This window comes from Micromonospora sp. NPDC000663 (assembly GCF_042898105.1).
GTDB lineage: Bacteria > Actinomycetota > Actinomycetes > Mycobacteriales > Micromonosporaceae > Micromonospora.
Genome location: NZ_JBIAYR010000016.1, coordinates 65,018 through 91,287, shown reverse-complemented (window position 1 = coordinate 91,287; position 26,270 = coordinate 65,018). Strand labels below are relative to the sequence as shown.

The following is a 26,270-nucleotide window of genomic DNA, read 5'->3' as shown; positions in this document are numbered from 1 at the left end:
CCGCCCGCCCCCCCCCCCGCCCGCCGCCGCCGCGCGCCCCGCGCCCCCCCCCCCCCGGCCCGGGGCGCCCGCCCCGCCCCCCCCCCCCCCAACAGCCCTCCGACGGTCCCTGTCGAGCTGCCCCAGATATGGGCCGCCGTCATCGCCCCATTTCTGGGGCAGCTCGACAGGCAAGCACCGAAGTGGTCGGTCGCCGGTCCGTGCACCGCGAGAACGCGGGACGCCGGCGCACCGGAATGGCCCGCCGCAGGGCGGCGGGCCATTCCGGTGCACTCCGGACGCCTAGTGCGACATCAGTTCGTGGGCCTCGCGGATCTTGGTCCAGGACTTCGGCTCCGTCGGCGGGGCCGCCTTACGTGCGGCGGTGGCCACGTCCGGCCGGCCGGCGGTGAACAGCCAGGTGGTGAACAGCTCGTCCAGGTCCAGGCCGGAGATGTCCTCGGCGAGGGCCTGGAACTGTGCGATGGTGCCGTTGCCGTACCGGTGCGCGGCGGTCCAGGCGGGCAGGATCTCGAAGAACGCATCGTCACCGACGGCCAGTCGCAACTGGTGCAGGGCCATCGCACCCCGGTCGTAGACGGCGCCGTCGAAGACCTGGGCGGCACCCGGGTCACCGGGCAGCACCTGCCAGAAGTCGTCGTCGGCCGGGTAGCTGCCGTAGGTGAAGTCGAACAGCTCCTGGGCGGTGCCCTCACCCTGCTCCTCGGACCAGAGCCACTCGGCGTACGAGGCGAAGCCCTCGTTGAGCCAGACGTTGCGCCACTCGGCCACCGAGACGGAGTCACCGAACCACTGGTGGGCGTTCTCGTGCACCACCACGTACGTGTTGGCGCCGCGCCGCCAGAAGCCCGGGCCGTACACCGGTCGGGTCTGGGTCTCCAACGCGAACCCGATGCCGTCGACCGGCCCGGCCACGCCGCCCTGCGCCTCGAACGGGTACGGGCCGAAGATCCCGCTCTCCCAGTCGATGATCTCGGCGGTCCGCTCGATGCTGGCCCGCGCGGCCGGACGCAGCGCGCCCAACGAGGTGCTGTACGCGTTGATCACCGGCTGGCCGCCGGGCGTGGTGTCGGTGACGATCTCGTACTGGCCGATGGCCATGAAGGCCAGGTAGGTGGCCGTGGGGGAGGTGGTCCGCCAGATCCACCGGGTGCGGTTGCCGGCCTCGGCGATCGGCTGCCGGGGCTGCACGCCGTTGCTGATCACCTCGACGCCGGTGGGCACCGACACGGAGATGTCGAAGGTGGCCTTGTCCAGTGGGTGGTCGTTGCTCGGGAACCACCACCACGCCGACTCGGGCTCGTTGACGGCGAGCGCACCGTCGGCGGTGCGCGTCCAGCCGGTGTAGCCGCCGACAAGGGTCTGCGACGGGACGCCGGCGTAGCGCACCACGATGGTGAGCTGCTGGCCGCGGGTGATGGTGCGGGCCGGTGTGACCACCAGCTCGTGCACACCGGCGGTGCTGGTGCTCGCCTCCCAGCCGTTGACCCGCACCGACTCGACGTCGAGCAGGAAGTCCAGGTTGAACGACGAGAGGTCCTGTGTGGCGGTGGCGAGGATGGTGGTGGTGCCGGTGAGCCGGTCGGTGGCCGGTTCGTAGCGCAGCCGGACGTCGTAGTGCTCGACGTCGTAGCCGCCGTTGCCGTAGTCGGGGAAGTAGGTGTCGCCCAGGCCGGGCGCGCCGGGTTGCGGCGCGGCGGTGACGGTGGGTCGGCCCCAGGCCGTCGGGGCGGCCTGGCCGGGGGTGCCGGCGAGCATGGTGCCGGCGGTGGTGAGGGTCAGGGCGGCGGTGGCCGCCGTGAGGACTCGTCGCACGAGGTGGACTCCCTCCATCGGGGTTGTACGCCGTCAACCTAATCGACAACTGTGAGCGTCGCTGCCTCGCGGGGCATCGTGTCGAGCTATTCCCTTGATCTACGTGTTTCGATAGCATTACCGACTAGTAACAAACCCTGGCCACGCGCGCGGTCGCAGGATCCCACCACCCCCTGTCCTGTGGAGGTCCGTCATGCCCCACCGCCCGCTGGCCCGCGCCCTGGCCGCGCTGGTCGCCGCGTTCACCGTCGCCCTCGGCGCCGTGCTCGTCCCCGGCACCGCCCAGGCCGCCGCCGTCAACTACGTCGCGCTCGGCGACTCGTACTCCTCAGGTGTCGGCGCCGGCCCGTACGACACGTCCGGTTGCCTGCGCAGCCAGAAGTCGTACGCCCCGCTCTGGGCGGCCGCCCACGGCGTCACCAGCTTCACCTTCCGGGCCTGCGGCGGTGCGGTCACCGCCGACGTTCTCAACGACCAGGTCAACGCGCTCAGCGCCAGCACCACACTCGTCACCATCACCATCGGCGGGAACGACGCCGGCTTCGCCAACGTCATCACCAGTTGCCGGTTCGGCAGCACCTCGTCCTGCACCAACGCCGTCAACACCGCCAAGTCGTTCGCCACCTCGACGCTGCCGGCCCGGCTCGACGCCACGTACGCCGCCATCCGCAACCGGGCGCCGAACGCCCGGCTGATCGTGCTCGGCTACCCGCGGCTGTTCGAGACGACGTCCTGCGGCTGGCTGGCCATGAGCACCTACAAGCGCACCATCCTCAACGAGGCCGCCGACGTGCTCGCCTCGGTGACCTCCGCCCGGGCCAGGGCGGCCGGCGCCACCTTCGCCGACACCCGGTCCACCTTCGCCGGGCACGGCGTCTGCGCCGGTGACCCCTGGATCAACGACATCTCCGGGATCGTCGAGGCGTACCACCCGGACGCCGACGGCTACCGCTACGGCTACCTGCCGGCGCTGAACGCCGTCACCGGCTGACCCGTCCACCCCACCCGCGGCGGCCGGTGGTCCATGCCGGACCGTCGGTCGCCGCGAGGACAACGCGCGGGTCGGTACTGTGCCGGTGTCACCGCTGTCCGTTAGGGTTTCCGCGAACCGGACGGCCGTGGCGTGGGAGGCACAGCGTGGGCAGGCTCGCGTCGGCGTACGGGCAGGCGGTCACCGCCCACCGGGCGGCCCGCGCACACCTGGACACCGCCCGTGGCGCGCTCGGCGCCGCCCCGGCGCCCGCCGCGCCCGTCGGCGCCGGCGACGTGGTCGACCGGCTGGCGCGCATCGGCGCCGCGCTGGCCACCCCCACCCCGGGCGCCACCGGGCTCACCGACGCCCCGGCGGCCGTCCGGATCGGTGAGGCGTCCACACCCGACGGTGGCTTTCCCGTGCTCGTGCCGCTCGGCGGCGGCCACCATCTCGCCCTGGACACCGACGCCCGCGACTCCCGGGTCGCCGGGCTGCTGCGGGCGCTGGTGCTGCGGTTGGTCGCCACCGCGCCGCCCGGGCAGGTCCGCGTCGCCGGCATCGACACCGCCGCGCTGGGCGCCACGTTCGGCCCGTTGCGCCCGCTGCTCGACGCCGGGGTGCTCGACCCGCCGGCCACCGGCGAGGCCGAGGTGACCGCGCTGCTGGACGCCGCCGAGCGGCACGCCCGCGCCGCGCAGCACGCCGACCCCGCCGCCCGGCACCTGCTGGTGGTCGTCGCCACCGCCGCGCCGGCGCCGCGCGAGCTGGCCCGCCTCGCGGCGCTCACCCACGCGGGCCCGTCCGCCGCCGTCTGCGTGCTGCTCGCCGGCCACCCGTCCCGGCTGCCCGGCGAGACCGCGCCGCCGCTGGGCGGCGCCACCGCCATCCGACTCGTCGAGGGGTACGCGCAGGTCGGCGACCCGCCCGGCACACCGTTCAGCGTCGACGGCAGTGGCCTCGCCGCACCCGTGCTGCTCGACGGCGACCCGCCGCCCGCATCCGTACGCGCCCTCGCCGAGCACCTGGGCGCCGCCGCCCGCCGCACCGACGCGCTGCCGTTCACCGAGCTGCTGCCCGAGCGGCGCTGGGCCGAGTCGGCCGGCAACGGCCTGCGCACAGTCGTCGGCCGGGCCGGCCGCGCTCCGCTGACCGTGGCCTTCGACGACGCCACCCCGCACTGGCTGGTCGGCGGGCGCACCGGCGCCGGCAAGACGGTCTTCCTCCTCGACGTCCTCTACGGGCTGGCCGCACGGTACTCGCCTGCCGAGTTGCAGCTCTACCTGCTCGACTTCAAGGAGGGCGTGAGCTTCACCGAGTTCGTGCCCACCACACGCGACCCTTCCTGGCTGCCGCACGCCCGCGCCGTCGGCATCGAATCCGACCGCGAGTACGGCCTCGCCGTGCTGCGCGAGCTGCGCCGCGAGGCGCAACGCCGGGCCACCGCCCTCAAGCGGCACGGCGTCACCAAGCTCGCCGACCTTCCCCGGGACAATCCGTTGCCGCGCATCGTGGCGGTCATCGACGAGTTCCACGTGCTGCTCGCCGGCAACGACGCGCTGGCCCGCGAGTCCGTCGACCTGCTTGAGGAGTTGGCCCGCAAGGGCCGCTCCTACGGCGTCCACCTGGTGCTGGCCAGCCAGAGCATGACAGGCATCGAGGCGCTCTACGGCCGCGCCGAGGCGATCTTCGGGCAGTTCGCGCTGCGGGTGGCCCTGCCCGGCGGGGGTGGGGTGCTCGACCAGCTCAACGACGCCGCCGCGGCCCTGCCGATCGGCTCCGCCGTCGTCAACACCGCCGCCGGCGCGGTGGGCGCGGACACCGTGCTGCGCTTCCCCGACGCGCACGCCGCCGCGGCCGACCTCGCCGCGCTGCGCCACGAGCTGTGGCAGGCCCGACCGCCGGGCTCGCGGGCACCGGCGGTCTTCAAGGGGTACGAGGCCGCGCGGATCGAGGACGACCCCACCTTCACCGGTCTGCGCCCCGGCGGCCGACGCCCGATGGCCCTGGTCGGCCGGACCGTCGACGTGCACGGCACCACAGCGCTGTTCCTGATGGACAGCACCCCCGGCCGGCACCTCGCCGTGGTGGGCACCGCCGCAGCCGGGGCGGACGTGCTGCGCGCCGCGACGCTGAGCCTGGCCCGCCAGCACACCCCCGGCGACGCCCGGTTCCTGCTGGCGTCGCTTGTCACCGCCGCCGACCCGGTCGCCGACGAGACAGACGCCGCGCTGCGGGCCGCCGGCCACCCGGTCCGCCGCGTCGACGCGACCGGGCTGCGCGACCGGATCGCCGAGCTGGCCGCCGAGCCCGCCGGCCGCGAGTACCTGGTGGTGTTCGGCATGGACGCCGCCGCGCCGGTGCTCGGGGCCGCCGACCCGGTCAGCTTCCGCTCCGGCCTGGACGACCTGCACACCCTGCTGCGCCAGGGCCCCGCCCACGGGGTGCACCTGCTGGGCTGGTGGCGCGGGCTGCGTCGGCTCGCCGACGACCTCGGCGGCACCCAGAACCGCGACGACGTCGCGTGCCTGGTCGCGCTCAACGTGCCCGGCCCCGAACTGGCCCTGCACCTCGGGGTCCACGACCTGGCCTACACGCCGCGCGCCGACCGCGCGCTGCTTGTCGACCGGCACGACCAGCGCACCAGACTGATCGTGCCGTTCGCCGGCGACGGGCACGAACCGGACGGGGAGCGTTGACGGTGTCCTTCGAGGAGTACGCGGCACTGGCCCGACAGCTCGCCGAGCAGCGCCGAGCCGGCGAACAGCACGCCGCCGCCGAGTCCGAACGCCGCCGTGACCTGCACGCCGCCGTCGACTCCCTGCACCACCGGCTGACGGCCCAGGGGCACCGCCTCGACCAGCTCGGCCGCGCCATCGGCATCGACCAGCCGCCGTCCGGCCCGCCCGCAGCCGCGGGCACCCCGTGGAGCCCGGCCGCCACCGCCACCGCACCAGGTCCGCCGTACGCACCCGGGCCAGGGGACGGCGGACCCGACGGCGCAGCCGGCGCGCCGGGGCGGGCGGGTGTCGAGGCGTACCCCCAGTTGCCGGCGGGCGAGGCGCGGCTGGCGCTGCCGACTGCGGTGAGCCCGGCGGGCGCCGGGGTGCCGGCGCAGCGCGCGGTGGCTGTCGACCCGGCCACGGAGCTTGAGCTGGCCCGGCGGATGGCCGACGAGGCGGACCGGCACGGGCACCAGGCGGAGCTGCTGGCCCAGCGGCCCGCGCTGCTGCCGACGTGGTCGCCGTTGGCCCGGGCCGTCGCCGTCTACGCCGGGTGCGGGGCGGCGGCCGGGGTGCTCATGTTGACGCTTGTGGTCGCCTCCGGGGTCGGCCTGGTCGACGGGTTCGCGCTCGGCGCGTGGATCTGCGCGGGGTTGCCGGCGTTGGCGTTCTTCGGCGGCTACCTGGTGCTGGGCCGGTGGGGGAGGCCCGCCATGGTCGCCGGCACCCCGCCGCGCTACCTGCCGCTGGGGTTCCTGATCTGTTTCCTGCTGGTGCCGATGGGCTACTGCGCCTACCTGCTGCTGTTCCGCACCCTGCGCTGAGATGGGCGCCGTCCGGCCTGCCGACAGGCCTCATGTGCCTGCGGCCATTACGATGCCGGCGAACGACAGGAGACAACTGTGACAGTGCACGCGACGAGCCAGCGGACGACCCGAGTGGAGGCCGCCGCAGCAGACGCGCAGGAGGTGCTCGGCGCGCGAAAGGCCAGTCGGATCGCGACGTTCGACAATGGTGCCCTCTACGTACGGGCGGGTGCGGGACGCCAGTTCCTGGCCTGGCTCATCGACTTCACGGTCTACCTGTTCGGGGTCGGGGTGGGGATCGTGGCCGTGGCCCTGGTGGACAGGTCGATGCCCCTGTCCGACGACGTCCTCGCAGTGGTCGTGCTCTCGTTGTTCGTCGTGGTGCCGCTTGTCTACGGCCTGTGCTTCGGCAACGGCCGGGCGCTCGGCGGGGTCCTCACCGGCACGCAGCTCGTGCGGATCAAGGACGGCAGTCGGGTCGGCCTCAGGGCGAGCTGGGTCATGCTGATCAGGACATTGTTGATGCCGGTGCTTGTCGTCGGAGCGTTGGCGGACGCGTTCACCGGCGGTGGGACGTCAGGTTTCGCTTCAGAGCTGCGGATCTGCATCGACCCCACCGCCACCCGGCGGCTGCACGAGGCCGGCATCCGTTGAGCTTCCGGGCGGCCACCGGCCTCGGCTAGTGCCGTGACCATGAACGTTCACGGTGTCGATTGACACGCCGTCGGCCTGCGGCGCTTGCGGGGTCGTGGGGGTCAGGCTGGGGTGGTGGCAGATCCCGTACGTGTGCGACGGCTGAGCGACCAGGAAGGTCAGCAGTTGCTGCGCATCACTCGCAGAGGTACCGGTTCACCGATCCGATTACGGCGGGCGATGGTTGTGCCGGCGTCGGCCAGTGGGAACACGGTGCCGGCGATCGCTCGCCTGGTTCAGGCGGACGAGACACGATCCGGCAATTGATCCACCGGTTCAACGAGATGGGTATGGCCAGCCTGGACCCTCGGTGGGCGGGTGGCCGAGGACGCTATGGCTAGGCGTCGATGAGCGTGGCGGCCCAGGGTTCGGCTACGTCGGCGAGGCCGAGCATGGTGATGACGTTGTCGAGCATGCCGGCGGCAAACCACTGCCGGACCGCCTCGTCGTCACCGTCCAACAGCTCGCGGACGATCGTTACCTGCTGGGCATAACACGTCCGGACCGCATCGCGAATGACCGGTTCGTCGGTGGCACAGTTGGCGTGCATGAGGAAGCGCAGGACGTCACCGTCGGTGATGAGCGTGCTGTACGCGGCTCGCAGTGCTTGCGGCGGGCTCATCGTGTTGTTGCAGGTCTTGGCGGAGGTGAGCGTTTTGGTCAGCAGGCCGCCGACGTGCGTGACGGCAGCAGCGAAAATCGCCTGCTTGTTGGCGAAGAGCCGGTAGAGGTAGGGCTGCGAGATGCCGGCGCGCTCGGCGATCTCGTTCGTGGTCGTACCGTAAAAGCCTCTCCGCGCGAAACAGCTCACCGCCGCGTCCACAACGTGCTGACGGCGTTCATCGCTCTTCGTGGTCGTCCCGGCGGCAGGCATGGTGTCAGCCTATCCACGGCACCTGGACCGCCGGTTCGCTCCGTTCAGCTACCGAAAGAGCCGGCCACACCCACGGTTCCGGTTGCCTCGGGGTCGCTGGTTGTCAGCGCTTCAACGGCGGCCAGAGGGTTCCAGTAGTCGTCGTATCGAGTGATCAGCCCGTCGGCGTCGGTCTGCACGATCCCGAAGCAGTCCTGGCGAAAATGCTTCCCGGTGGGCGTCGCCGTCCCGTCCAGCGTCCACAACGCCACCGCGATCTGCGGGCCACCACGTCTCGAGACCGCATCTGGACACCCTCCTGCAAGCCCGATACATCAACGACGGCCCCGGCTGGCTGATCGACATGCTCGCGCTCACCGGGCTCTGCCTGCAAACCGCTGGCGACCCCGCCCAGCCCATGGCGGCGGCTCAGAGTGCGGTCAAAACTCGCGGAGATCGATCACCAGCCGAACCGATCAACGGAGTCAAACTCACGAACCTCCGGTGTCGTTTGTCGCGAGCCAAATCACCTGACCCAGCACCTCAAACGTTCGTGGTCACGGCACTAGTCCAGGTGATAGGTGAGGACCCCGGCGTCGCTGAACCTCTGCTCGCCGCTGCTCGACGGGCTGAAGACGCGACAGGCGCAGCCGTCGCCGGGCTCCTTCGCGGACGCCTCGGCGAAATACCAGACCTGACCCACCTGGGCCGTGAACGTGCGGCTGGTCCGGGGCGGCACCTCCATCGCCCGGTGCGCCGTGCAGTCGGCGTCGAAGAGCCACAGCACGTACGGTTCGCTTGTCGTCGAGGCGGTGCCGCGTACCCGTTCCCCCCACCGGCCGGCGGGGATGTCGCGTTGGAAGTACGCCACCGCCTCCTGGCCCTTGGTCCGCGCGATGCAGGCCCGGGCGAGCTGTGCCGCGGAGGCGGAGGTCGGGCCGGGGGCAGGTGCCGCCGAGGAGGACGACCGTGGGCCCGACCTGACGGCCGCAACGATGACAAGGGCGGTGATGACGGCGAGAGAGCCGGACAGCCCGATGACCACGCGCCGGCGTCGTGTCCTCTCAGGTGCCATGTCCCGTCGCTCCTCAGCTATGGGCCGGGCAGGCGACGTGGTCAGCCCCCTGTCCGACTGCTGACGGCAGAGTCTACGGCGCTTCCCGCCGCACCATCGTCCCCGCGACGGCCGCCAGGACGCCGTCTCGTTCGCTGACGGTGAGACCCTCGTCTTCGAGCAGGCCGAGCAGCAGCACCGTTCGCGCGACGGTCGCCGCCGCGCCCTCCGGCACGGGTGGGCGCTCGCCGAGGGCCGCCCAGACCAGCGCCTCGCCGAGCACCGGGTCGACGTCGTACCCGGTGGCGTCGTAGCGTTCCCGCGCGGACGCCACGAACCGGATCACCGGCGCCCGATCCTGCCCGGCCACGAACCGCCGCCGCACCGCCACCAGCAGGGCCCCGGCGAGCAGATCGGCGTACCGCAGCCAGTCCGCCTCGGTGAACCGGCGCAATCGCCGCTCGTGGCCGCGCAGCCGTCCGGCCAGGAGGCTGCGCAGCGCTGCGTGCGGGTCGGTCACCATCGCGTCCCCCTGATGATCTTTCGTCGGCGTCGCCTGATCACCAGGGCGCTCGCCGCGTGACAGCCGTGCGCGATCTCGTCGGTGCCGGCGTTGGTGCTGGTCGCGTCACCGATGCTGTCGGGTCTGTCTGGTGTGGGCGGTGCCGCCGGCTCGCAGGTCAGCGGCGTGGGTTCGCCGGTCAACGCGGCCACTGAGCGGTCGATGCGGCAGCCGCCGACCGCGAGCCGGGCGGCGGCCAGGTCCAACCGGGCGATGGCCGCGGCGAAGTGCCGGGCCGCGACCGCGTCCGCCACGATTCCGGTACGCCGTAGCCGGTCCTCGGTCGCACCCAACCGCCAGCGGACGCGGGCGGCCAGCGCGGCGGCCCGGTCCGCGTCGACGCGTGCCGCCCGCAGGCCGGCGAGCAGTTCGCCAACCGACCCCTCCGTCGAGCCCCGGTCGGCGGCCAAGCCGGCGTAGACCAGGCTCAGTGCCCGCCAGCATTCGGTTACCGCGTCCTGCCAGGGCAACCGCCGGCCGGGTGGCCCCGCCCCGTGCAGGTGCGCGCCGGCGCGGTCGGCGGCGGCGATCGTGGCCAACCACGCGGCGCGTAGGTCGTCCACGGTGTCGGCGGTCATTCGCCGGCCTCCGCCGTGGACTTGACCAGGAGAGCGAAACGCACCTCCGTGCAGGGATAGTCAGCGCCGCACCCGCAGAGCCAACGACGCACCACCCGGGGTGAATGGGCGAAGAGGGTGTCGTCCGCGTCCTCAACGTCCTGATCGGACACGAAGCGGCGGCGTTGTTCGGGTACGGGGTCGCTCGGGTGTTCGTCGGGTCGATCGGACATCGGGGGCTTCCGTCGGGTCGGTCTCCTTGCTCAGGCTCTTTGCATCGGGGCAGCGCGCGGGCATGCCCCGGCACGCCCGGCCGGACGGGGGGACCGGCCGGCCGGGCGCTCTCTGCGCGGTGGGAAGAAACCAACTCCGGGTTTGCAGACCTGGGAGCCGGTCGATTCGAGCTTTACACAACTAGTCACGGATAGCAAGCACGACAACACGTTACTTGTCATGAGTAGTCACGCGTGATCAAATGGCGGTGCAGACCTGGGAGTCAATATGCCCGTCAAGCCCAAATGGGAACAGCTCGCGGATCACATCCGAAGCCAGATCGAGTCAGGAGAGCTTGCGCCGGGGGACCAGTTGCCGTCCACGGTGCAGCTCAAGAACCAGCATGGCGTGTCAACGACTGTGGTCCGGCAAGCGATCCTGGTCCTTCAGACCCAAGGCTGGGTGCACGGCGTGCACGGACTCGGCGTGTTCGTCACGGAGCGCTGAACAGGGCCTGTCCCGAGGACGCCATGGGATCACGCGGTCGCGCTGGGTGCGCGGATCTCGTACGCTCCGATGTGGTCTCCGCCGGTGCGGTGGTGGAGGCGATGGTCGACCACGGGGAGGGTGCGCGTGAGCGCAGCACAGATCATCGCGAGGTTGGCGGCGGCGTCGCAGAAGCTCGACGAGGCGAAGGCCAAGACCGCAGCGGCAGCGCAGGACGCGGCCGAGGCGCGGGCGCTCGTCGCCGGGGCGCTCGAAGGTGTGGCCGCCGGCCCGCTCATCGGCATGATCGACGCGTACCGGCAGGCTCTCGCGCAGGCGTCCCAGGGTGGCGAGCCGGCCAAGCAGCACGTCCAGGAGACGATCGCCAAGGTCCGAGCGCTGGGAAACTGAGCACGGGTGGTGGTAGCACAGCCAGCCATCCACCCGCAGCGGTGAGACCGGTCATCAGCCGTGAGGATCGATGACCAGGTGGAGACTCTCGTCAGAGCTGTCCTGGATGCCGCTGTGCACCGTGATTCCGGCAGATTCGAAGGCGCCTTGGATGCTCTTGTTGGTAGCCAGGAGACCCTCACCAAGGCCGTCGAGCTGACGCTGGCCGTGAACGCCGCTGTTCTGTTCGAGGTGCACGATGGTCGGCCATCGCCCGAGCAGGTCAACGAACTGTCGCGCAACATCAGCCAGCAGGAACAGTGGGCCGGGGTTTCGGCAGCGGGTGTGCATGCTCTTTTGGTCGCCGTGACTACCGGCAATCCCCCAGTAGTCGGGAGCAGTGCGGACGGCGCGACCGCCGTGTTCGTGGTTGCGGCGAACCTCCTCGCCACCGCGTCCCAGCCGGACGAGGGCGAGTGGTGGTTCAACTACCTCGACAAGGTGGAAGCGGCAATCGAAGCTGCGGGGTGACCCGTGTGCCTCATCCAGAGGCCTGGCACGTCAACGAGCTGCACCGAGTGTGCTGTCGGATAGGTGTCACCGCGCGTGGTGAGGGCCTCAGCCGACGGATAACTGACGAGGCCGGAGTGCTCGCAGGAGATTCGCTGCGAGCACTCCGGGTGACTGTCAGCGGGTGACGCGGACCTCGCCCTCGAAGCGCGGCGAGTAGTCGCAGCCGACCTCGCCACACAGCTCGAAGCCGCCGACGGCGAGCGCGACGCCCCGGTTGAAGGCGAAACCGCCGGCCTCCGCGTACACCCGGGCGGTCACGGCCTGCGGCGCGCCGGTGCAATGGACGGCCGTCCAGCCGCTGCCGTAGGCGACGCGGTCGCCGGAGCGCTGGCGCAGGCTCATTTCGGCGCCGCCGTTCAGACTGGATGCGCAGGTTACGGTGATGGTGAGGTCCACGGCCACGCCGCGGGCGACCAGGGTCGCGGACGTGACCTCGACGTCGGTGGCCGCGCTCGCTGGTGTTGGCGCGAGCAGCGCGAACAGGAACAGGCCGAGCAGGCCGATGGTGGTGGTGACGCGGCGCACGGCGGTCCTCCCTATTGGAGTGGGTGCATACCTGCGGTCACCGTAACCTTCGCGGGGACGTACCGACATCGATCGATCGTGGGGTGCTGGGCGGCCGTCGGGTGGGGTCGGAGGCTCAAGGGACATCGCCCGGGCGGCCCTGCGCCGACACGGCGAAGCCCATTCGGCGCGGTCAGGCGCGCGAGCGCGGTAGGCAGCACTTCTTGTACTTGGTGCCCGAGCCGCACCAGCAGGCGTCGTTGCGGCCGGGTGGCCAGGCGGTCACGCCTGTCTCGTCGAGGCTGTCGGCGTACTCGTCGAGGGTTTCCTCGTCGATGGGGTCGTCGCCGGCGAAGGCGGCCAGGCCCTCGACGGTGCCGGCGACCACGCCCAGGTCGGCGCCGCCCAGGTTGGATGCCTCGGTGAGGGCGCGTTCGATCTGGGTACGGTGCTCGTCCCAGGTGGATGGGTAGCTGTCGACAAGTGCCGGCCAGCGCGCGAGCAGGGCGTCGAACTCGACCTGCGGCCAGTACAGCAGCGTCGCCGGGCCGTCGTCGAGGGCGTGGTTGCTGGCGGCGCGTAGCCGGTCGGCGAGGTTGTCGTACTCGTCGTGGGGGAGGCCCAGCTCTTCGCGCAGGTCGTGCCGCCGCTGGGCGAGGCCGTAGATCATGGCGGCGGCCTCGTCCTGTGCATCCTCGGACTCGTGCTGCTGGGTCCTGGTGCGTTCCAGGATCGTGTCCAGCGCGCCGGTGAGCCATTCCAGCGCCGTCTCGGCGTGGCCGGACTCGGCAAGCTCGTCCACCAGGTACGTGGCGTCGGGGTGGGTCTCCAGCAGCGGACGCAGCTCGGTCAGCTCGCGCATGCCCTCGTCGGAGCGGCCCAGGCGCAGCAGCAGGCCGCCGCGCACCGCCCGGGCGTACGCGTCCTCGTCGGGTTGTTCGGCGATGGCGCGGGTGGCCAGGGCGAGCGCGTCGGCCAGGTCGCCTGCCTGCTCCAGGATGTCCGCGGCGACGAGCAGCGCGTACCCGGTGTCGTCCGGGTCGGCGACACGCCCCTCGTCGACGGCGCCCACCAGTTCGGCGACGAGCGCCGCCGGGTCCGGGCTCTCGGATCCCGCCGAACCGATCTCCTCGATCCGCTCGGTGGTCAACATCTCGGGCATGGGCACATCCTGGGCGACGAGGGCGGGCGGTCAGCGTACTCCCGGACAAGCCGCAGCCCGGGCGGCTAACCGCCCGGGCCGCGACACGGACCTCAGCGGGTGGCGGGCATGGTGGCGAACTCGCCGGCTAGCTCGGATTCGACGATCGTCGAGGTGGACGGCCGGCGACCGGCCGACGCCCGCCGGGCGGACGGGACGGCGAGGGCCGCGAGGGCGGCCGCCAGGGCGATCGCGGTGAGGACGAGAAACCCGGTGGTGAAGCCGGCCTCCCGGGGCAGGCCGCTGGCCTGCGGGTGGGCGGTGATCACGCCGCTGACCACTGCGGCGCCGATCGCGCCGCCGATGGTGCGGATGTTGGCGTTCATGCCTGTCGCCACGCCTGTCTGGCTGGCCGGCACACTGCCGACGATCAGGTTGGCCATCGACGCGAAGGCCAGGCCGATGCCGAGGCCGACCAGGCCACCGGCGACGGCGACCTCCCAGCGGGTGTCGTGCGCGGCGGCGAGCATCGCGGAGGCGGCCACGTTGAACGCGGCGCCGGTGGCGAGCTGCGCCTTGGCGCTGAAGACCGCCTGGAGTCGCCCGGCGACCAGGCCGGCGACGAACATCGCGACGAGCATCGGCAGCATGAGCAGGCCGGCCTGGCTGATGCTGGCGCCGAACCCGTAGCCGGCGGACGTGGGGGTCTGCACGAACTGCGGGAGGAACGCGTACACCGAGAACATCGACGCGCCGTAGAGCAGGGCTACCAGGTTGGTGGTCCAGACGCCGGGCAGGCGCATCATGCGCATGTCGATAAGGGGGTTTCCCGAGCGCACCTCGGCGACCAGCCAGCCGACGAGCAGCACCACGGCGAGCGCCAGCAGACCCAGCACCCGGGTGGAGGTCCAGCCCCAGGACGCGCCCTGGCTGATCGGGAGCAGCAGCGCGACAAGCCAGCCGGAGAGCAGCACTGTGGCGCGCCAGTCGATCCGGCCGGGCGTACGCACCGGCGACTGGGGCACGAACCGGTGCGCGGCGACGGCGGTCAGCCCGACCACGACCATGGGGATCCAGAACAGCCACCTGTAGTCCAGCGCGGTGACGATCGGGCCGGCGAGCACGACACCAAGGCCACCGCCGGCGGCGACGATCGCCGAGATGGCGGCGACGGCGGAGCCGACCCGCGCGGCGGGGAACTCGTCGCGGATGATGCCGAACGACAGCGGGAACACCGCGCCGCCGATGCCCTGCACGACCCGGGCGACGATGAGGACGCCGATGTTCGGCGCGACGGCGGCCAGCAGGCAGCCGAGGGCGAGCGCGGCGAGCGAGACGACGAGCATCCGCTCCTTGCCGACCATGTCGCCGACGCGACCGAGGATGGGCGTGAAGATCGACGCGGAGAGCAGGTAGGCGGTGAGCACCCAGGTCACTGTGTTCTGGGAGGTGTGCAGGTCCTGCTGGATGGTCGGCAGCACCGGAGTGATCAACGACTGGAGCATCGCGAAGAACCCGGCGCCGGCCGCGAGCACGGTGAAGGTGAGCCGACGCGAGCTGCGTCGGGAGGTCACTGACACGAGAGAGAACTCCTGATGATGGTACGGAGGGAGATTTGTGGCCCTGCCGTCTGCGGCGGGCGGGATGTCGGGTCCGGGCGATCGGGTGGCCAGGCGGATCGGGCGGGTCCCGAGGTAAGCTAACCGGAGGGTTCCCTCCGGCATTTCCGGAGGGGTGCCTCCACTAAGCTAGCGGAGGGATGCCTCCGGATGCAACCAGGATGAGGTGACGCACGTCATGACCAGCGGGGGGCAGACGCCCGAGGTCTTCGCGCGCCGGCCCAAACGAGCCGACGCGCGGCGCAACTACGACGCCCTGGTCATGGCGGCTCGTGACGCGTTCGCCGAGAACGGCGCCGCCGCCTCCCTGGAGGACGTGGCCCGCCGGGCCGGGGTGGGCATCGGCACGCTCTACCGCAACTTCCCGACCCGGCGGCACCTCTTCGAGGCCGTCTACGTCGAGGAGGTCCGGGCGCTGAGCAGTTCCGCCGCCGACCTGGCCGAGCTGCCCCCGTGGGACGCGCTTGTCGCGTGGCTGCACCGCTTCGTCGCGTACGTCGCCACCAAGAGGGCGCTCGCCGAGCAGTTGCTGCACGACTCGGAGATCTTCCAGAGCTGCCGTACGGAGATCTACGCCGCCGGCGACCCGTTGATGCGCCGCGCGCAGGCCGCCGGCGTGGTGCGTGACGACATCGTGTTCGACGACGTGGTGCGGCTGATCAGTGGCCTCACCATGGCCCAGTTCCCCTCGCCCGAGCAGCGCGACCGGGTGCTCGGCGTGGCCCTCGACGGGCTGCGCCCCACGGCCGCCGCCCGCTGACCGCTCAACCGTCAACGAGCAGCAGCCACTCGTCGTCGAGCCGTTTCACGACGGTGCCCGCCGGCCAGCGGTGACCGAGATCGATCACCGCCCGCGCCTGCTCGACCTGCGGCGGCCGGCTGAAGTGGACGTCGCGGAAGCTGGCCATGCTGTGAAAGCGGGCCCTGCCGAAGTTCGCGGCATCGGTGAAGCGCGCACCGTCGAACAGCGCCTCGGCCTCGAAGATCGTCCAGCGGAACAGCGCCATGTTCGTGAAGCGGACAGAGCGGAAGCTGGCCGACCCGCCGAACTCGGTGTGCTCCATCGACAGGGCGCCGAGGAACTCGGCCTCCCGGAACGAGGCGGTGTCCTCGAAGCGGGTCGCGTCGAAGCTGGTCGGCTGGCCGAAGGTCGCCCGACGAAATGAGGTCGGGCCGGCGAAGCGGGACCGCCGGCAGGACAGGCCGTCGAACGCGGCCCCCTCGAAGCTGGCCGACCCGCCGAACCGCACGCCGTCCAGCACGACCTCCGCCTCGGCGTTGAGGCCGTCGAAGACCACGTCACCGACGGCCACCGCCCCGAACAGCAGCGACCCGCGCACCGTCGCGCCCGCGAAGCTGGTCGTGCCTGTGAACACCGCACGCCTGAAGTCCGCGTCGACAAGCGTGCAGCCGGCGGCGTCGAAGTCGACGAGCGCGGCGCCGGTCAGGTCCAGGACGATGCCCGGCCAGTGGTCCGCGTCGCCCGCGCGCAGGTGCCGGGTCAGGACCCGCTGCGCGGTGCGCCGGACCTCCGTCTCGCGCGGCTCGTCGTTCGGCGCCGGCATCCGCAGGTACGCGCAGAGCACCGCCACGATCGTCGGCCGCTGCGCCGGATTGTCCTGCCCGAGGCGTTCCAGGGCGTGCAGCCCGCCGAGGCGTACGGCCGCGCTGTCGTTGCCGAGCAGCTCGACCGCGCGGGTGTACAGCTCGGTGAGCCGGCGTTCGGCGGCGTCGTGTTCGGCCGACCGGGACTGCCGGTCCTGGTGGTGCTGCGCGGCCTCGGCCACCGACTCGGCGTGTGCCTGCACCCGGTCGCGGTGGGCCTGGTCGCGGGCGGCGACGCTCTCCTGGTGCCGCTGCGCGCGTTCGGCGATCCACTGGCGGCGGGCGGCCAGCAGCAGCGCCAGCCCGCCGCCGGTGCCGGCTACCACTGTCAACCCGGTGCGGATCGCGTCGATGCGCAGGGTGGCGCGGGTGTCCGGTTGCCCGGCCCGGTCGGCCTCGGTGAGCAGCAGGTCCAGGACCAGCCAGCCGAGGGCGACGGCGACCAGCAGACCGACCAGGACCAGCCACCACGGCATCACCCGCAGTTGGCGTTCGGGGGGTTCGTCCGCGGCCACTGCCACAGCATGCCAGCCGGCAGCTCCGTCCGATATGGAGCGCGGCGTTATGCCGGTTTGCACCCTCGGTGGAACAACGGGTTACCGGCGCGTAACAAGCCATTGACGTTTCCAAATTGTTGCGGGCATCATCGGCGCACGGTCGACCGGACACCCCCACCCACCTGCCCGGTCCGCCGGGCGCCTCCCTCCGGAGGTGCAGCCATGCTGCTCCGAAAGACCGCCCTCGCCCTGGCCCTGGCCACCGCCGCCGTCCTCGCGACCACCACCCCGGCGGCGGCCGCCCCCACCCTCGTCGCCAACCCCGCACCGGCAGCCGCCGCCAACCCCGTCATCGTGGTCGGCGGGCTCAGCGGCGTCGCCGTCGCGTACGAGCCGATCGCCGCCCGGCTGCGCGGCGACGGCTACCGCACCTTCATCTACCAACTGCCCGGCCTCGGCCTCGGCGACATCCCGGCCTCCGCCCGCGCGTTCGCCGGCTTCGTCGAGCAGGTACGGGCCAGCACCGGGGCGTCGACGGTGGACGTCGTCGCCCACTCCGAGGGCGGCCTGGTCAGCCGCTACTACCTCAAACGGCTCGGCGGCACCGCCACCATCGGCAGGTACGTCAGCCTCGGCACCCCGCAGTACGGCACCTACGTGGCGAACATCGTGGCGTTCCTGGGCCTCGGCAGCTGCGCCGGTGTCGTGGCCTGCCAACAGATGACCATCGGTTCGGCGTTCCTCGCCGACCTCAACGCCGGTGACGACACACCGGGCGCGGTGCGGTACACCACCATCCGCACCCTCCAGGACGAGTTGGTCCGCCCCACCGGGAACGCCGCCGTGAACGACGGAGCGACGAACGTGCTGATCCAGGCGTACTGCCCGCTGCGGGTCGTCGGGCACCTCGGTCTGGTGCTCGACGGCACCGCGTACACAATCGTGCGCGGCGCCCTGGTCGACGGCCCGGTGCGACCCAACTGCGTGGCGCTCTGATCCGACCCGCGCGGGCGGTCCCCGAAACGGGGGTCGCCCGCGCGGCTGCGCCGGCGAGTGTCGGGTGGGCGACGTTGCGGGTCGGACACCGCCGGCTGAACCGGTGGCGTCCGACCCGCAGCGGGTCAGCTCGCCTTGGCGAGCGCCTCGAACTCGTCGTCGGTGAGCCGCACGTCGGCGGCTGCCACGTTCTCCTCCAGGTGCGCCACCGAGGACGTACCCGGAATCGGCAGCATCACCGGGGAGCGGCGCAGCAGCCAGGCCAGCGCGAGCTGCGCGGGCGTGGCGTCGTGGCCCGTGGAGATCGCGTCCAGCGGGCCGCCCGGTCGGGCCAGCTCGCCCGTCGCGATCGGGAACCACGGGATGAACGCCAGGTCGTTGCGCTCGCAGTACTCCAGCACGTCCTCGGCGCTGCGGTTGGCGAGGTTGTATAGGTTCTGCACCGAGACGATCTCGGTGATCGCCCGCGCCTCTTCGATCTGCTCCACGCTCACCTCGGACAGTCCGATGTGCCGGATCTTGCCCTCCTCGCGCAGCAACGCCAGCTCGCCCAACTGGTCGGCGAGCGGCACCTGCGGGTCGATCCGGTGCAACTGGTACAGCGGGATGCTGTCCAGGCCGAGGTGGCGAAGGCTCAGCTCACACTGCTGGCGCAGATACTCCGGCCGGCCCAGGGGCCGCCAGTCGCCGGGGCCGGAGCGGCTCAGCCCGGCCTTCGTGGCGATGACCAGATCGTCGGCGTACGGGTGCAGGGCCTCACGGATCAGCAGCTCGGAGACGAACGGCCCGTACGAGTCGGCGGTGTCGATGAACGTCACGCCCAGCTCGACAGCCCGGCGCAGCACGCGCAGCGCCTCGGCCGGGTCCTTCGGGTCGCCCCACACACCGGGTCCGGTGAGCTGCATCGCGCCGTAGCCGAGCCGGTTGACCTGGATGTCGCCGCCGATCGAGTACGTGCCGGACGCCTTCGCGGGCTGCTTGCTGATGTCGGTCGCCATACGCGGTTCCCCAATCATGTCGTCGCGGCGGGAGGCCAGCCACCCGCCGCCCAGCTGATGATCCCCCGAATCACGCCGCCCTACCCTGGAGGAGCCTGTGGGAGGGAACACGACAGCTGTCCGGAATTCGCATCTTCCTGCCACTGGCATGCCACCTGTCCGGTCTGCTACCCCTGAACCAGGCCGGTCGGGGGAGGCGCGATGTGGCGACGGTTCAGGTCCGACCCGGTACGCCATCTGCGGGAGCGGCTGGACCGCTTCGCGGCCACCCTGAGCCCCCGTGAGGTGCTCGACTCCGGCGCGATCCGCGACGCCGAGATGGTCATGGAGCTGGTCGCCGGCACGCCGACGGACGGGCCGCTGCCGGAGCAGGTGGCCGAGGGCATGGTCCTGCTCGCCTGCCTGCACTCGTACCGCTACCAGCTGCTGCCCCCGGGCGAGGACGCCGACGACCTCGCGCGAGCCGTCCAGCTCACCGAGTTCCTCCTGCGTGTCGCCCCGCACCGGGTTCCGCCGTCGCTGCTGGCTGTCCTGGGCCTCGCGCGCCCGGGCGGCGCCCGCGTCCCGAACCCCCGGCCGGCGGACGACACGGCCGGCGCCCGGTACGTGGAGGCGGTCATGCTGATGGGCGCGGCGGAGGCGAGCAACGACTACCGGGCCGCCGACCGGGCCGAGACGCTGCTGCGCCAGGCGGTCGCCGCCACTCCGCCGGGCGCGCCGGAGCGCCCGCACTACCTGTCCGCGCTCGGCAAGGTGCACCGCGACCAGTTCCAGCACCTCGGGCGCGGGCGCGCCCTGCCGGCCGCGATCGACGCGCACCGGGAGAGCCTGGAGTCCACCCCAGTCGGGGACCGGGAACGGCCGGCGCGACTGTTCAACCTCGGCAACGTCCTCGGCGACAGGTACGACACCGGGAACGACCCGGCCGACCTGGACGAGGCGATCACCCTGCTGCGCGAGGCAGCCCGGACCGCCGGCGCGGCCGCCCCGGTGGCGGCCATGGCACGCGCGAACCTCGGGCAGCGCCTACGCGACAGGTGGCGGCTGCTCAGGCGGCCCGGCGACCTCGACGAGGCGGTCGACGCCCTCGGCGCGGCCCGCGACAGTGGCGATCCCTGGATGGCCGCGCTGCACGGCACGGCTCTTGCCGAACGGTTCCTGCGCGACCGCGCAGACCGGGACCGGGACGCCGCGATCGACGCGTACCGGTCGGCGTTGAGCGGGTTCGGAGGGCTCGCCCCGGATCTGGCCGGTACCGCCCAGGCCGGGCTCGCCTCCCTGCTCGCCGTACGGCACGAGGCCGACGGCGCCCCGGGCGACCTCGACGCCGCCATCGAGGCGTACCGGGTGGTGGGGTCCGTCGGGTCGACCCACGGCGGACCGGACCGCGCCGACGCCCGGCAGGCCCTGGCCGGCCTGCTGGTCACCCGGTACGAGCAGCGGCGACGCGTCGACGACATCACCGAGGCGGTGCGGTTGGTGCGCGACGCCGTCGCCACCGAGCGGGACCCGGCGGGGAGGGCCCGACGGCTCGCCGACCTCGGCTACACGCTCGCCAGGGGACAGGCCGACCTGGGTGGGGTGGACGCGCTGCGGGCGGCCCGCGACGCGCTCACCGAGGCCGGCTCGCTGCTGCCCCGCGCCGACCCGCTGCGCCACCAGGTGCTCAACAACCTCGGCAACACGCTGCGGGAACTCAGTGACCTCGCGGGGGAGCCGGAGCTGCTGGAGCCGGCCGCCGTGGCGCTGCGGGACGCGGTGGCCGCCGCCGCCCCGGACGCCGCCCTGCTGCCCCGCTACCGCTCGAACCTGGGCCTGGTGTTGCAGTCCCTGTTCGCCTCCACGCAGGACCTGGCGACCCTCACCGAGGCCGTCGGGGTGCTGGCCGAGGCGACCGAGGCCGCACCACCGGGGCACCCGGACCGGATGCTGGCGCTCACCAACTACGGCTCCGCGCTGAACCGCCGTGTCGAACTCGCCGTCGAGGGCGCGCTGCCCGCCGGCGGGGAACCGGAGGACCGGGTCGCGGCCCGCGTCGCCCGGGACTCCGACGCCGCGATCACCGCCCTGCGCGAGGCTGCCGACCTGGCCGAGCGGGAAGCCGAACCGGTCGAGTACGCCCAGACGCTCGCCACCCTCGCCCTGGCCCACCTGCTGCGGCACCGACTGCGCGACGACCCGGCGGCACTGGACGAGGCGATCGGCCTGCTCCAGCGGTTGGACGGGCTGCCGTCGGCCGACGTGGACCGGCACCGGATCCGCACCAACCTCGGCAACGCCCTGCTGCTGCGCTTCCGGGCGCAACGCGCCGACGCCGACGGGGTACGCGCCGACGGCGAGGCCATGCTGGCCGCGTACCGGGGGGCGGTCGACGCGCTGGCCGCCGACCATCCCGCCCGCGCCATGTGCCTGAGCAACCTCGCCACCGCCCTGGAGGCCGTCGCCGGGGCGGCCGAGTCGACCGAGGCAACCGAGTCGGCCGAGGCAACCGAGTCGGCCGAGGCAACCGAGTCGACCGAGGCGACCGAGGCGCTGCGCGCCGCCGCGCGGGTGGAGGCCGCGCCGTCGCTGCTGCGCGCCAGGGCGGCCAGCCGGTATGCCGCGCACGCCGAGGCGGCGGGTGACCTGCCTGCCGCGCTCGACGGGTACGCCACAGCGATCGAGCTGATCGACCTGGTGGCCTGGCACGGCATGGACCCCGACGACCAGGCCCGCCTGCTCGGGCTCTTCTCCGGGCTGGCCAGCGACGCGGCGGCCGTCGCCGTCGACCTGGGCCGGCCGGAGCGCGCGGTCGAGCTGCTGGAGTACGGCCGGGGGGTCCTGCTCACCCGGGCCCACGACGCGGGCGCCGACCTGGCCGCGCTCCGCGCGCAGGCACCCCGGCTGGCCGCCCGGCTCACCGAGATTCAGGCCACCCTCGACGACTTCGCCGTGCCGCCGGCCGTGTCGATGTCACCTGTCGGTCCGTCCGGGCCGGCTCCGGAACGGCGCTACGACCTCGCCGTACGGCGGCGTGAGGTGCTTGCCGAGATCCGTGAGCGGCAGGGGTTCGCCGACTTCCTGCGCCCACCGCCGTTCGCCGCGCTGGCCGGGGCCGCCGCCGGTGGTCCCGTGGTGCTGGTCAACGTGGCCGCCCGGCGCTGCGACGCGCTTGTCGTCGCCGACGGCCGGGTCGAGCTGGTGCCGCTGCCCGGCCTGACCCTTGCCGAACTGGTCAGCCGGACGGCCGGATTCCTCACCGCGATCGCGGTGCTCACCGGCCCGGCCCAGCCGGAGGCCGCCGAGCCGCAGACGCAGCGCCGCCGGGTTGCGGCCCGGGGCGCGGTCGCCGACACGCTGGACTGGCTGTGGCGGGCCGTCGCCGCACCGGTGCTCGACGCCGCCCTGCCCACACCCGCGCCGTCCGAGCCGGACTGGCCCCGGCTGTGGTGGTGCCCCACCGGGCTGCTCACCCTGCTGCCGTTGCATGCGGCCGGCCCCCTCGACGGCGGCGACGGGGTCCTGGACCGGGTGGTGCCGTCGTACACGGCCTCGCTGCGCGCGCTGGCGCACGCCCGCCGTGGCGTACCCGCCCGAGCCGAACCTGTCGACTCGGCGCTCGTGGTCGGCATGCCCCGGACCCCGGGCCTGGCCGACCTGCCCGGCGTCGGCCGGGAGGAGGAGATCGTCCGCCGGCACCTGCCCCGGGTCCGTTCGCTGCTCGGCCCGGCGGCCACCCCGGCGGCGGTGCTTGCCGCGCTTCCCGGGCAGCCGGTCGCGCACCTGTCCTGTCACGGCACCCAGGACCTGCGCGCCCCGGCCTGGGGACACCTCGCGCTGGCCGGCGGCGCGCTGCACGTACGGGACCTGTGGCGACCCGCCCACAACCCGGCGGCGCTCGCCGTCCTGTCCGCCTGCGAGACGGTACGCGGCGGCGCGGCCCTGCCCGACGAGGCGCTCACCCTCGGCACCGCGTTCCAGCTCGCCGGGTTCCGGCACGTCATCGGCGCGCTCTGGTCCATCTCGGACGCGTTGACGGCCCAGCTCTGCGCGGACGTGTACGACGGCCTGGCGGTGCCCGGCGGGATCGCGCCCGACCGGGCGGCTGCGGCCCTGCACCAGGCGGTCCGCCGGCTCCGCGCCGCCCTGCCGGGGCTACCCGACACGTGGGCCGGCTACGCGCACCTCGGGCCGTGACGGCCCCGGTCAGGAACCGGGCGCGTACCAGGTCACGCCCACGGCGGCGACCAGCAGCGCGGTGCAGAGCAGCACCAGCCCCACCCCGGTCCGCAGGAACCGGACCGCCGCCAGGGCCTCCAGGTGGTCGCCGAGCGGCGCCGGCGGAAGGTCCTCCACCGCGATCACCGTCAACCGGCCGTGCGCCGCGCGCAGCAGCGCCAACGCCCCGCCCACGCCGGCGGTCAGCGAGGCGAGCAGCAGGACACCGACCAACGCACCCCAGCCCGACGCGAGCGTGCTGACGTCGGTGCGACCCCGGATCAGGCTGAACCCGACGAGCGCCACCAGCAGCCCGCCGAGACCGTTGCGCCAGGCCACCGCCGCCGCGCGGACCCGCTCCAGCTCGCCCCGCAGCAGGCCGGCCAGCTGCTGGGCGCGGTGCAGGTCGGCGACCGTCGCGGGCGGCCCCGGACGTAACCGGATCATGCCTCGGCCTCCAGCCGCACCGTCCAGTACGCGCCGCACCCGCGCGAACCGGCCGGCCGGGCCGGATGGTCGGCCTCGCACTCGCAGAGCACCGCCCGGTAGTCGGCATCGGGGACCGTCGCCGGGGCGTTGCGCCGGTACAACGCGTCCACAAGCGTGCTCGTGGTCGGGTGGTCGCAGCGGGGGCACCGCCCGCTGAGCTGCACCGCGAACGCGAACTGCCGCACCGTGAAGTCGGCCGCGGCCCGCACCGAGTACGCCTCGTCGGTCACCTCGGCGTACGGCAGCGCGACCACCACTGGCTCGTCGTCGCCCATCCGACCTCCCCTGCGCGCGCCGCCCGGATCGTCCACCGTAGCCGGTCGGGGCACCGGGCCGGCGGCCCCGAACCCCGGCACCGTGGGAGGCGCCGCCCCGACCGGGGCCAGTTGCGCGGAGCGGCAGGTACGGCCCGCACCGGCGTGCGACGCTTGGCGCGTGCCGGCGACACCTGCCGGTACGTGCCGACGCGACGGCGGAGGGAGCGCCCATGACGGGAGTGCCGCAACTCAACTTCGCGCTCGACACGTACGAGTGCATCGTGATCTATCCCGGCGCGGCCGGACGGGCCCTGCCGGCGGAGACCGTGCAGCGGTTGCAGGCCGAGCACACCGAGCACATGCAGGCGTTGCAGCGGCGCGGCATCATCCTGGTCGCCGGTTCCGTGGACGGTCCGGCCCGCAACCCGGACCCGCCGATCGGCTTCGGGCTGGCCCGCACCGGCAGCGTCGACGACGTCCGCAGCGTCCTGGAAGCCGATCCCGCCGTGCAGGCCGGGCTGTACCGGGTGGACGTGCTGACGTTCCTCTGCCCGGCCGGTTCGCTGGAGTTCCCGCTGGTCAAGACCGAGAGCTGACCTGGCGATCCAGCGATGGCTGTCGTGATGGTGACGGCGCCCGGCCGCCCGCCGGTGCTACGGTCGCGCCCTGCGCGGGCCGCCGGGGCGTACCCGGCGCCACCGGTCGGCCCCGGTCGAGGAGTCGCCGTGATCTCCGCCGCCCGCCCCGATGTCGCGTCGGCCACCGCCCGGCTGCGCGCCCTGCTCGGTGACCGGCTGCACGAGCCGGCCGACCCCGCGTTCGCCGCCACCACCCAACTGTGGAACGGCGCCGTGGACCGCTCTCCCGCGCTCGTCGCCCGATGCCTGGACGCCGACGAGGTCGCCGGCGTGCTCCGCGTCGCCGCCCGGTGTCACCTGCCGGTGTCGGTCCGCTCCGGCGGCCACGACTGGGCCGGTCGGGCGCTGCGCGACGGCGGCGTGGTGCTCGACGTGACAGGTCTGCGAGCCGTCCGCGTCGATGCGGACACGGCCACGGTGACCGTCGGCGGCGGAGTGACGGCCGCCGGGCTGCTCGCCGCCGCCCGCCCGTACGACCTGGTGGTGCCCACCGGCGCGGTCGGGAACGTGGGCATGGCCGGGTTGACCCTCGCCGGCGGGTACGGGCCGCTGTGCGGCCGGTTCGGCCTCTCCCTGGACAGCCTGCTCGGCGCGGAGGTCGTGCTCGCCGACGGCCGCCGGGTCACCGCCGACCCCCACCACGACGCCGAGCTGTACTGGGCGCTGCGCGGGGGCGGCGGCAACGTCGGGGTGGTCACCGAGCTGCGCTTCCGCGCCCACCGGCTGCCCGCCGTGCTGGCCGGCATGATCATGTTTCCGTTGGCCGAGGGGTCCGCCGTGCTGCGTGGCTACGGCGCGCTGCTCGCCGAGGCGCCCGACGAGCTGACCGTGATGGCCGGCTTCCTGCCCGGCCCGGCCGGCGAGCCGGTGATCTTCGTCTGCCCGTTCTACAGCGGCCCGGACCTGGCCGCCGGGCAGCCGTGGATGGACCGGCTGCGGGCCCTGGGCACGCCGCTGGTCGACCAGATCACCCCCATGCCGTACGCGGACGCGCTGCGGATGTTCGACGGCGGCATGGTCGACGGCAACCACTACCTGCTGCGGACCCGCTGGCTGCCGGCGCTCAGCGACGGCGCCGTCGACACGCTCGTCGACGCGGCCCGGTGGGTCAGCTCGCCGTACTCGGCGGTGGCCCTGCACCACTTCCACGGCGCGGCCACCCGGGTCGGGCTCACCGACACCGCGTTCGGCCTGCGTACCGAGCACATCCTGACCGAGATCATCGCGGTCTGGGCGCCGGGGGAGCAGGCCGACCCGCACCGGGCCTGGGCCGAGCGCACCTCCGCGGCCCTCGCCCCGCTCGCCCTGCCCGGCGGCTACCCCAACCTGCTCGGCCCGACCGAGACCGACCGGGTCCGCCTGGCGTACGGCCCGAACTGGGCGCGGCTGCGCCACGCCAAGCGGCGGTACGACAGTCGTGACCTGCTCACCGCGGTGCCCACGCTGCCGCCAGCGGGGCCCGAAACGTGACCCGCCCTCGGGAGCACCCCGAGTGCCGGCGCTGGCAGAGGCGTACGATTCCCGGCGCGCGGTCGCCGTTGCCCGTCGCCACAACGTTCCCGGTGCGGTTCCGCCCGCCGGCCCGACGCGCACCGCGCGTCGTTGGACACCAGTTCCGCTGCCTGCAAGGGGTC

Annotated in this window: 26 protein-coding genes; 12 read left to right on the top strand and 14 right to left on the bottom strand. The window is 73.2% G+C overall.

Going from position 1 to position 26,270, the window contains the following annotated elements; all coding sequences use genetic code 11:
- Nucleotides 1-282 precede the first annotated feature (282 nt).
- Complete coding sequence (locus ACFY1S_RS29120; protein ID WP_387124089.1) at nt 283-1,815, bottom strand: M1 family metallopeptidase; 1,533 nt, start codon at nt 1,813-1,815, stop codon at nt 283-285.
- 193 nt (nt 1,816-2,008) lie between these two features.
- On the opposite strand from ACFY1S_RS29120, the gene ACFY1S_RS29115 reads away from it, so the two are divergent.
- From ACFY1S_RS29115 to ACFY1S_RS29100, 4 genes are all read left to right on the top strand, one after another.
- A complete protein-coding gene (locus ACFY1S_RS29115; protein WP_387124087.1) occupies nt 2,009-2,806 on the top strand; it encodes an SGNH/GDSL hydrolase family protein in 798 nt (265 codons plus the stop codon).
- A gap of 146 nt (nt 2,807-2,952) precedes the next feature.
- The gene (locus ACFY1S_RS29110) at nt 2,953-5,484 is read left to right on the top strand and encodes an FtsK/SpoIIIE domain-containing protein (RefSeq protein WP_387124085.1); all 2,532 of its coding nucleotides are present in this window, start codon (nt 2,953-2,955) and stop codon (nt 5,482-5,484) included.
- Nucleotides 5,485-5,486: 2 nt separating this feature from the next.
- On the top strand, nt 5,487-6,332 hold the full coding sequence (locus ACFY1S_RS29105; RefSeq protein ID WP_387124083.1) for a hypothetical protein: 846 nt from the start codon (nt 5,487-5,489) through the stop codon (nt 6,330-6,332).
- Nucleotides 6,333-6,410: 78 nt separating this feature from the next.
- On the top strand, nt 6,411-6,968 hold the full coding sequence (locus tag ACFY1S_RS29100) for an RDD family protein (protein ID WP_387124081.1): 558 nt from the start codon (nt 6,411-6,413) through the stop codon (nt 6,966-6,968).
- A gap of 376 nt (nt 6,969-7,344) precedes the next feature.
- Here ACFY1S_RS29100 and ACFY1S_RS29095 read toward each other — a convergent pair whose 3' ends face one another.
- The 6 genes from ACFY1S_RS29095 to ACFY1S_RS29070 form a co-directional block, all read right to left on the bottom strand.
- Nucleotides 7,345-7,881 carry a TetR/AcrR family transcriptional regulator gene (locus ACFY1S_RS29095; RefSeq protein ID WP_387124079.1) on the bottom strand — a complete coding sequence of 179 codons (537 nt, stop codon included), beginning with the start codon at nt 7,879-7,881 and terminating at the stop codon, nt 7,345-7,347.
- Nucleotides 7,882-7,925: 44 nt separating this feature from the next.
- On the bottom strand, nt 7,926-8,132 hold the full coding sequence (locus ACFY1S_RS29090) for a nuclear transport factor 2 family protein (protein ID WP_387124077.1): 207 nt from the start codon (nt 8,130-8,132) through the stop codon (nt 7,926-7,928).
- A gap of 293 nt (nt 8,133-8,425) precedes the next feature.
- The gene (locus tag ACFY1S_RS29085; RefSeq protein ID WP_387124075.1) at nt 8,426-8,935 is read right to left on the bottom strand and encodes a hypothetical protein; all 510 of its coding nucleotides are present in this window, start codon (nt 8,933-8,935) and stop codon (nt 8,426-8,428) included.
- Between the two features lie 73 nt (nt 8,936-9,008).
- Nucleotides 9,009-9,437 (bottom strand): hypothetical protein, encoded by a 429-nt coding sequence (locus ACFY1S_RS29080; RefSeq protein ID WP_387124073.1) that lies wholly within the window; start codon nt 9,435-9,437, stop codon nt 9,009-9,011.
- Nucleotides 9,431-10,054 carry a hypothetical protein gene (locus tag ACFY1S_RS29075; RefSeq protein ID WP_387124071.1) on the bottom strand — a complete coding sequence of 208 codons (624 nt, stop codon included), beginning with the start codon at nt 10,052-10,054 and terminating at the stop codon, nt 9,431-9,433. Before ACFY1S_RS29075 ends, ACFY1S_RS29080 begins: the two co-directional genes overlap by 7 nt.
- The gene (locus ACFY1S_RS29070; RefSeq protein ID WP_387124069.1) at nt 10,051-10,266 is read right to left on the bottom strand and encodes a hypothetical protein; all 216 of its coding nucleotides are present in this window, start codon (nt 10,264-10,266) and stop codon (nt 10,051-10,053) included. Before ACFY1S_RS29070 ends, ACFY1S_RS29075 begins: the two co-directional genes overlap by 4 nt.
- A 268-nt stretch (nt 10,267-10,534) precedes the next feature.
- Here ACFY1S_RS29070 and ACFY1S_RS29065 point away from each other — a divergent pair, with 268 nt between their 5' ends.
- From ACFY1S_RS29065 to ACFY1S_RS29055, 3 genes are all read left to right on the top strand, one after another.
- Entirely contained in the window at nt 10,535-10,753 is a 219-nt protein-coding gene (locus ACFY1S_RS29065; protein WP_364362656.1) for a winged helix-turn-helix domain-containing protein, read from the top strand.
- Between the two features lie 126 nt (nt 10,754-10,879).
- Nucleotides 10,880-11,143, top strand: a complete 264-nt coding sequence (locus ACFY1S_RS29060) for a DUF6244 family protein (protein WP_203175910.1) — start codon at nt 10,880-10,882, stop codon at nt 11,141-11,143.
- 78 nt (nt 11,144-11,221) lie between these two features.
- The gene (locus tag ACFY1S_RS29055; RefSeq protein WP_387124067.1) at nt 11,222-11,653 is read left to right on the top strand and encodes a hypothetical protein; all 432 of its coding nucleotides are present in this window, start codon (nt 11,222-11,224) and stop codon (nt 11,651-11,653) included.
- A gap of 156 nt (nt 11,654-11,809) precedes the next feature.
- Here ACFY1S_RS29055 and ACFY1S_RS29050 read toward each other — a convergent pair whose 3' ends face one another.
- The 3 genes from ACFY1S_RS29050 to ACFY1S_RS29040 all read right to left on the bottom strand — a co-directional run bounded on the left by ACFY1S_RS29050 (nt 11,810) and on the right by ACFY1S_RS29040 (nt 14,920).
- On the bottom strand, nt 11,810-12,220 hold the full coding sequence (locus tag ACFY1S_RS29050; RefSeq protein ID WP_364362659.1) for a hypothetical protein: 411 nt from the start codon (nt 12,218-12,220) through the stop codon (nt 11,810-11,812).
- 172 nt (nt 12,221-12,392) lie between these two features.
- Nucleotides 12,393-13,361, bottom strand: coding sequence for an SEC-C domain-containing protein (locus ACFY1S_RS29045; RefSeq protein ID WP_387124064.1), 969 nt, complete (start codon nt 13,359-13,361; stop codon nt 12,393-12,395).
- Between the two features lie 92 nt (nt 13,362-13,453).
- Nucleotides 13,454-14,920: an MFS transporter gene (locus ACFY1S_RS29040; protein WP_387124062.1), complete on the bottom strand. Its 1,467-nt coding sequence runs from the start codon at nt 14,918-14,920 to the stop codon at nt 13,454-13,456.
- A gap of 217 nt (nt 14,921-15,137) precedes the next feature.
- Between ACFY1S_RS29040 and ACFY1S_RS29035 the strand changes: the two genes are divergently transcribed.
- Nucleotides 15,138-15,719, top strand: a complete 582-nt coding sequence (locus ACFY1S_RS29035) for a TetR/AcrR family transcriptional regulator (RefSeq protein WP_387124060.1) — start codon at nt 15,138-15,140, stop codon at nt 15,717-15,719.
- A 4-nt stretch (nt 15,720-15,723) separates the two neighbouring features.
- Here the strand turns inward: ACFY1S_RS29035 and ACFY1S_RS29030 are convergent, their stop codons facing one another.
- Nucleotides 15,724-17,079, bottom strand: coding sequence for a pentapeptide repeat-containing protein (locus tag ACFY1S_RS29030; RefSeq protein ID WP_387124058.1), 1,356 nt, complete (start codon nt 17,077-17,079; stop codon nt 15,724-15,726).
- Nucleotides 17,080-17,283: 204 nt separating this feature from the next.
- Here ACFY1S_RS29030 and ACFY1S_RS29025 point away from each other — a divergent pair, with 204 nt between their 5' ends.
- Nucleotides 17,284-18,057 (top strand): lipase family alpha/beta hydrolase, encoded by a 774-nt coding sequence (locus tag ACFY1S_RS29025; protein ID WP_387124056.1) that lies wholly within the window; start codon nt 17,284-17,286, stop codon nt 18,055-18,057.
- A gap of 125 nt (nt 18,058-18,182) precedes the next feature.
- On the opposite strand, the gene ACFY1S_RS29020 is transcribed toward ACFY1S_RS29025, so the two are convergent.
- Nucleotides 18,183-19,055, bottom strand: coding sequence for an aldo/keto reductase (locus tag ACFY1S_RS29020; RefSeq protein ID WP_387124054.1), 873 nt, complete (start codon nt 19,053-19,055; stop codon nt 18,183-18,185).
- 201 nt (nt 19,056-19,256) lie between these two features.
- Here ACFY1S_RS29020 and ACFY1S_RS29015 point away from each other — a divergent pair, with 201 nt between their 5' ends.
- A complete protein-coding gene (locus tag ACFY1S_RS29015; protein ID WP_387124052.1) occupies nt 19,257-23,231 on the top strand; it encodes a CHAT domain-containing protein in 3,975 nt (1,324 codons plus the stop codon).
- Between the two features lie 9 nt (nt 23,232-23,240).
- Here ACFY1S_RS29015 and ACFY1S_RS29010 read toward each other — a convergent pair whose 3' ends face one another.
- On the bottom strand, nt 23,241-23,699 hold the full coding sequence (locus tag ACFY1S_RS29010) for a hypothetical protein (protein ID WP_387124050.1): 459 nt from the start codon (nt 23,697-23,699) through the stop codon (nt 23,241-23,243).
- The gene (locus ACFY1S_RS29005; RefSeq protein ID WP_387124048.1) at nt 23,696-24,016 is read right to left on the bottom strand and encodes a hypothetical protein; all 321 of its coding nucleotides are present in this window, start codon (nt 24,014-24,016) and stop codon (nt 23,696-23,698) included. Before ACFY1S_RS29005 ends, ACFY1S_RS29010 begins: the two co-directional genes overlap by 4 nt.
- Nucleotides 24,017-24,228: 212 nt before the next feature.
- Here ACFY1S_RS29005 and ACFY1S_RS29000 point away from each other — a divergent pair, with 212 nt between their 5' ends.
- Nucleotides 24,229-24,594 carry a YciI family protein gene (locus tag ACFY1S_RS29000; RefSeq protein ID WP_364362669.1) on the top strand — a complete coding sequence of 122 codons (366 nt, stop codon included), beginning with the start codon at nt 24,229-24,231 and terminating at the stop codon, nt 24,592-24,594.
- 129 nt (nt 24,595-24,723) lie between these two features.
- Nucleotides 24,724-26,106 (top strand): FAD-binding oxidoreductase, encoded by a 1,383-nt coding sequence (locus ACFY1S_RS28995; RefSeq protein ID WP_387124045.1) that lies wholly within the window; start codon nt 24,724-24,726, stop codon nt 26,104-26,106.
- The last annotated feature ends 164 nt before the right edge of the window (nt 26,107-26,270 follow it).

Coding starts and splice junctions, on each gene's coding strand:
- ACFY1S_RS29025 (WP_387124056.1), top strand. CDS start 17,284: ATGCTGCTCCGAAAGACCGCCCTCGCCCTGGCCCTGGCCACCGCCGCC.
- ACFY1S_RS29095 (WP_387124079.1), bottom strand. CDS start 7,881: ATGCCTGCCGCCGGGACGACCACGAAGAGCGATGAACGCCGTCAGCAC.
- ACFY1S_RS29010 (WP_387124050.1), bottom strand. CDS start 23,699: ATGATCCGGTTACGTCCGGGGCCGCCCGCGACGGTCGCCGACCTGCAC.
- ACFY1S_RS29045 (WP_387124064.1), bottom strand. CDS start 13,361: ATGCCCGAGATGTTGACCACCGAGCGGATCGAGGAGATCGGTTCGGCG.
- ACFY1S_RS29020 (WP_387124054.1), bottom strand. CDS start 19,055: ATGGCGACCGACATCAGCAAGCAGCCCGCGAAGGCGTCCGGCACGTAC.
- ACFY1S_RS29070 (WP_387124069.1), bottom strand. CDS start 10,266: ATGTCCGATCGACCCGACGAACACCCGAGCGACCCCGTACCCGAACAA.
- ACFY1S_RS29080 (WP_387124073.1), bottom strand. CDS start 9,437: ATGGTGACCGACCCGCACGCAGCGCTGCGCAGCCTCCTGGCCGGACGG.
- ACFY1S_RS29000 (WP_364362669.1), top strand. CDS start 24,229: ATGACGGGAGTGCCGCAACTCAACTTCGCGCTCGACACGTACGAGTGC.
- ACFY1S_RS29065 (WP_364362656.1), top strand. CDS start 10,535: ATGCCCGTCAAGCCCAAATGGGAACAGCTCGCGGATCACATCCGAAGC.
- ACFY1S_RS29115 (WP_387124087.1), top strand. CDS start 2,009: ATGCCCCACCGCCCGCTGGCCCGCGCCCTGGCCGCGCTGGTCGCCGCG.
- ACFY1S_RS29015 (WP_387124052.1), top strand. CDS start 19,257: ATGTGGCGACGGTTCAGGTCCGACCCGGTACGCCATCTGCGGGAGCGG.
- ACFY1S_RS29005 (WP_387124048.1), bottom strand. CDS start 24,016: ATGGGCGACGACGAGCCAGTGGTGGTCGCGCTGCCGTACGCCGAGGTG.
- ACFY1S_RS29075 (WP_387124071.1), bottom strand. CDS start 10,054: ATGACCGCCGACACCGTGGACGACCTACGCGCCGCGTGGTTGGCCACG.
- ACFY1S_RS29085 (WP_387124075.1), bottom strand. CDS start 8,935: ATGGCACCTGAGAGGACACGACGCCGGCGCGTGGTCATCGGGCTGTCC.
- ACFY1S_RS29035 (WP_387124060.1), top strand. CDS start 15,138: ATGACCAGCGGGGGGCAGACGCCCGAGGTCTTCGCGCGCCGGCCCAAA.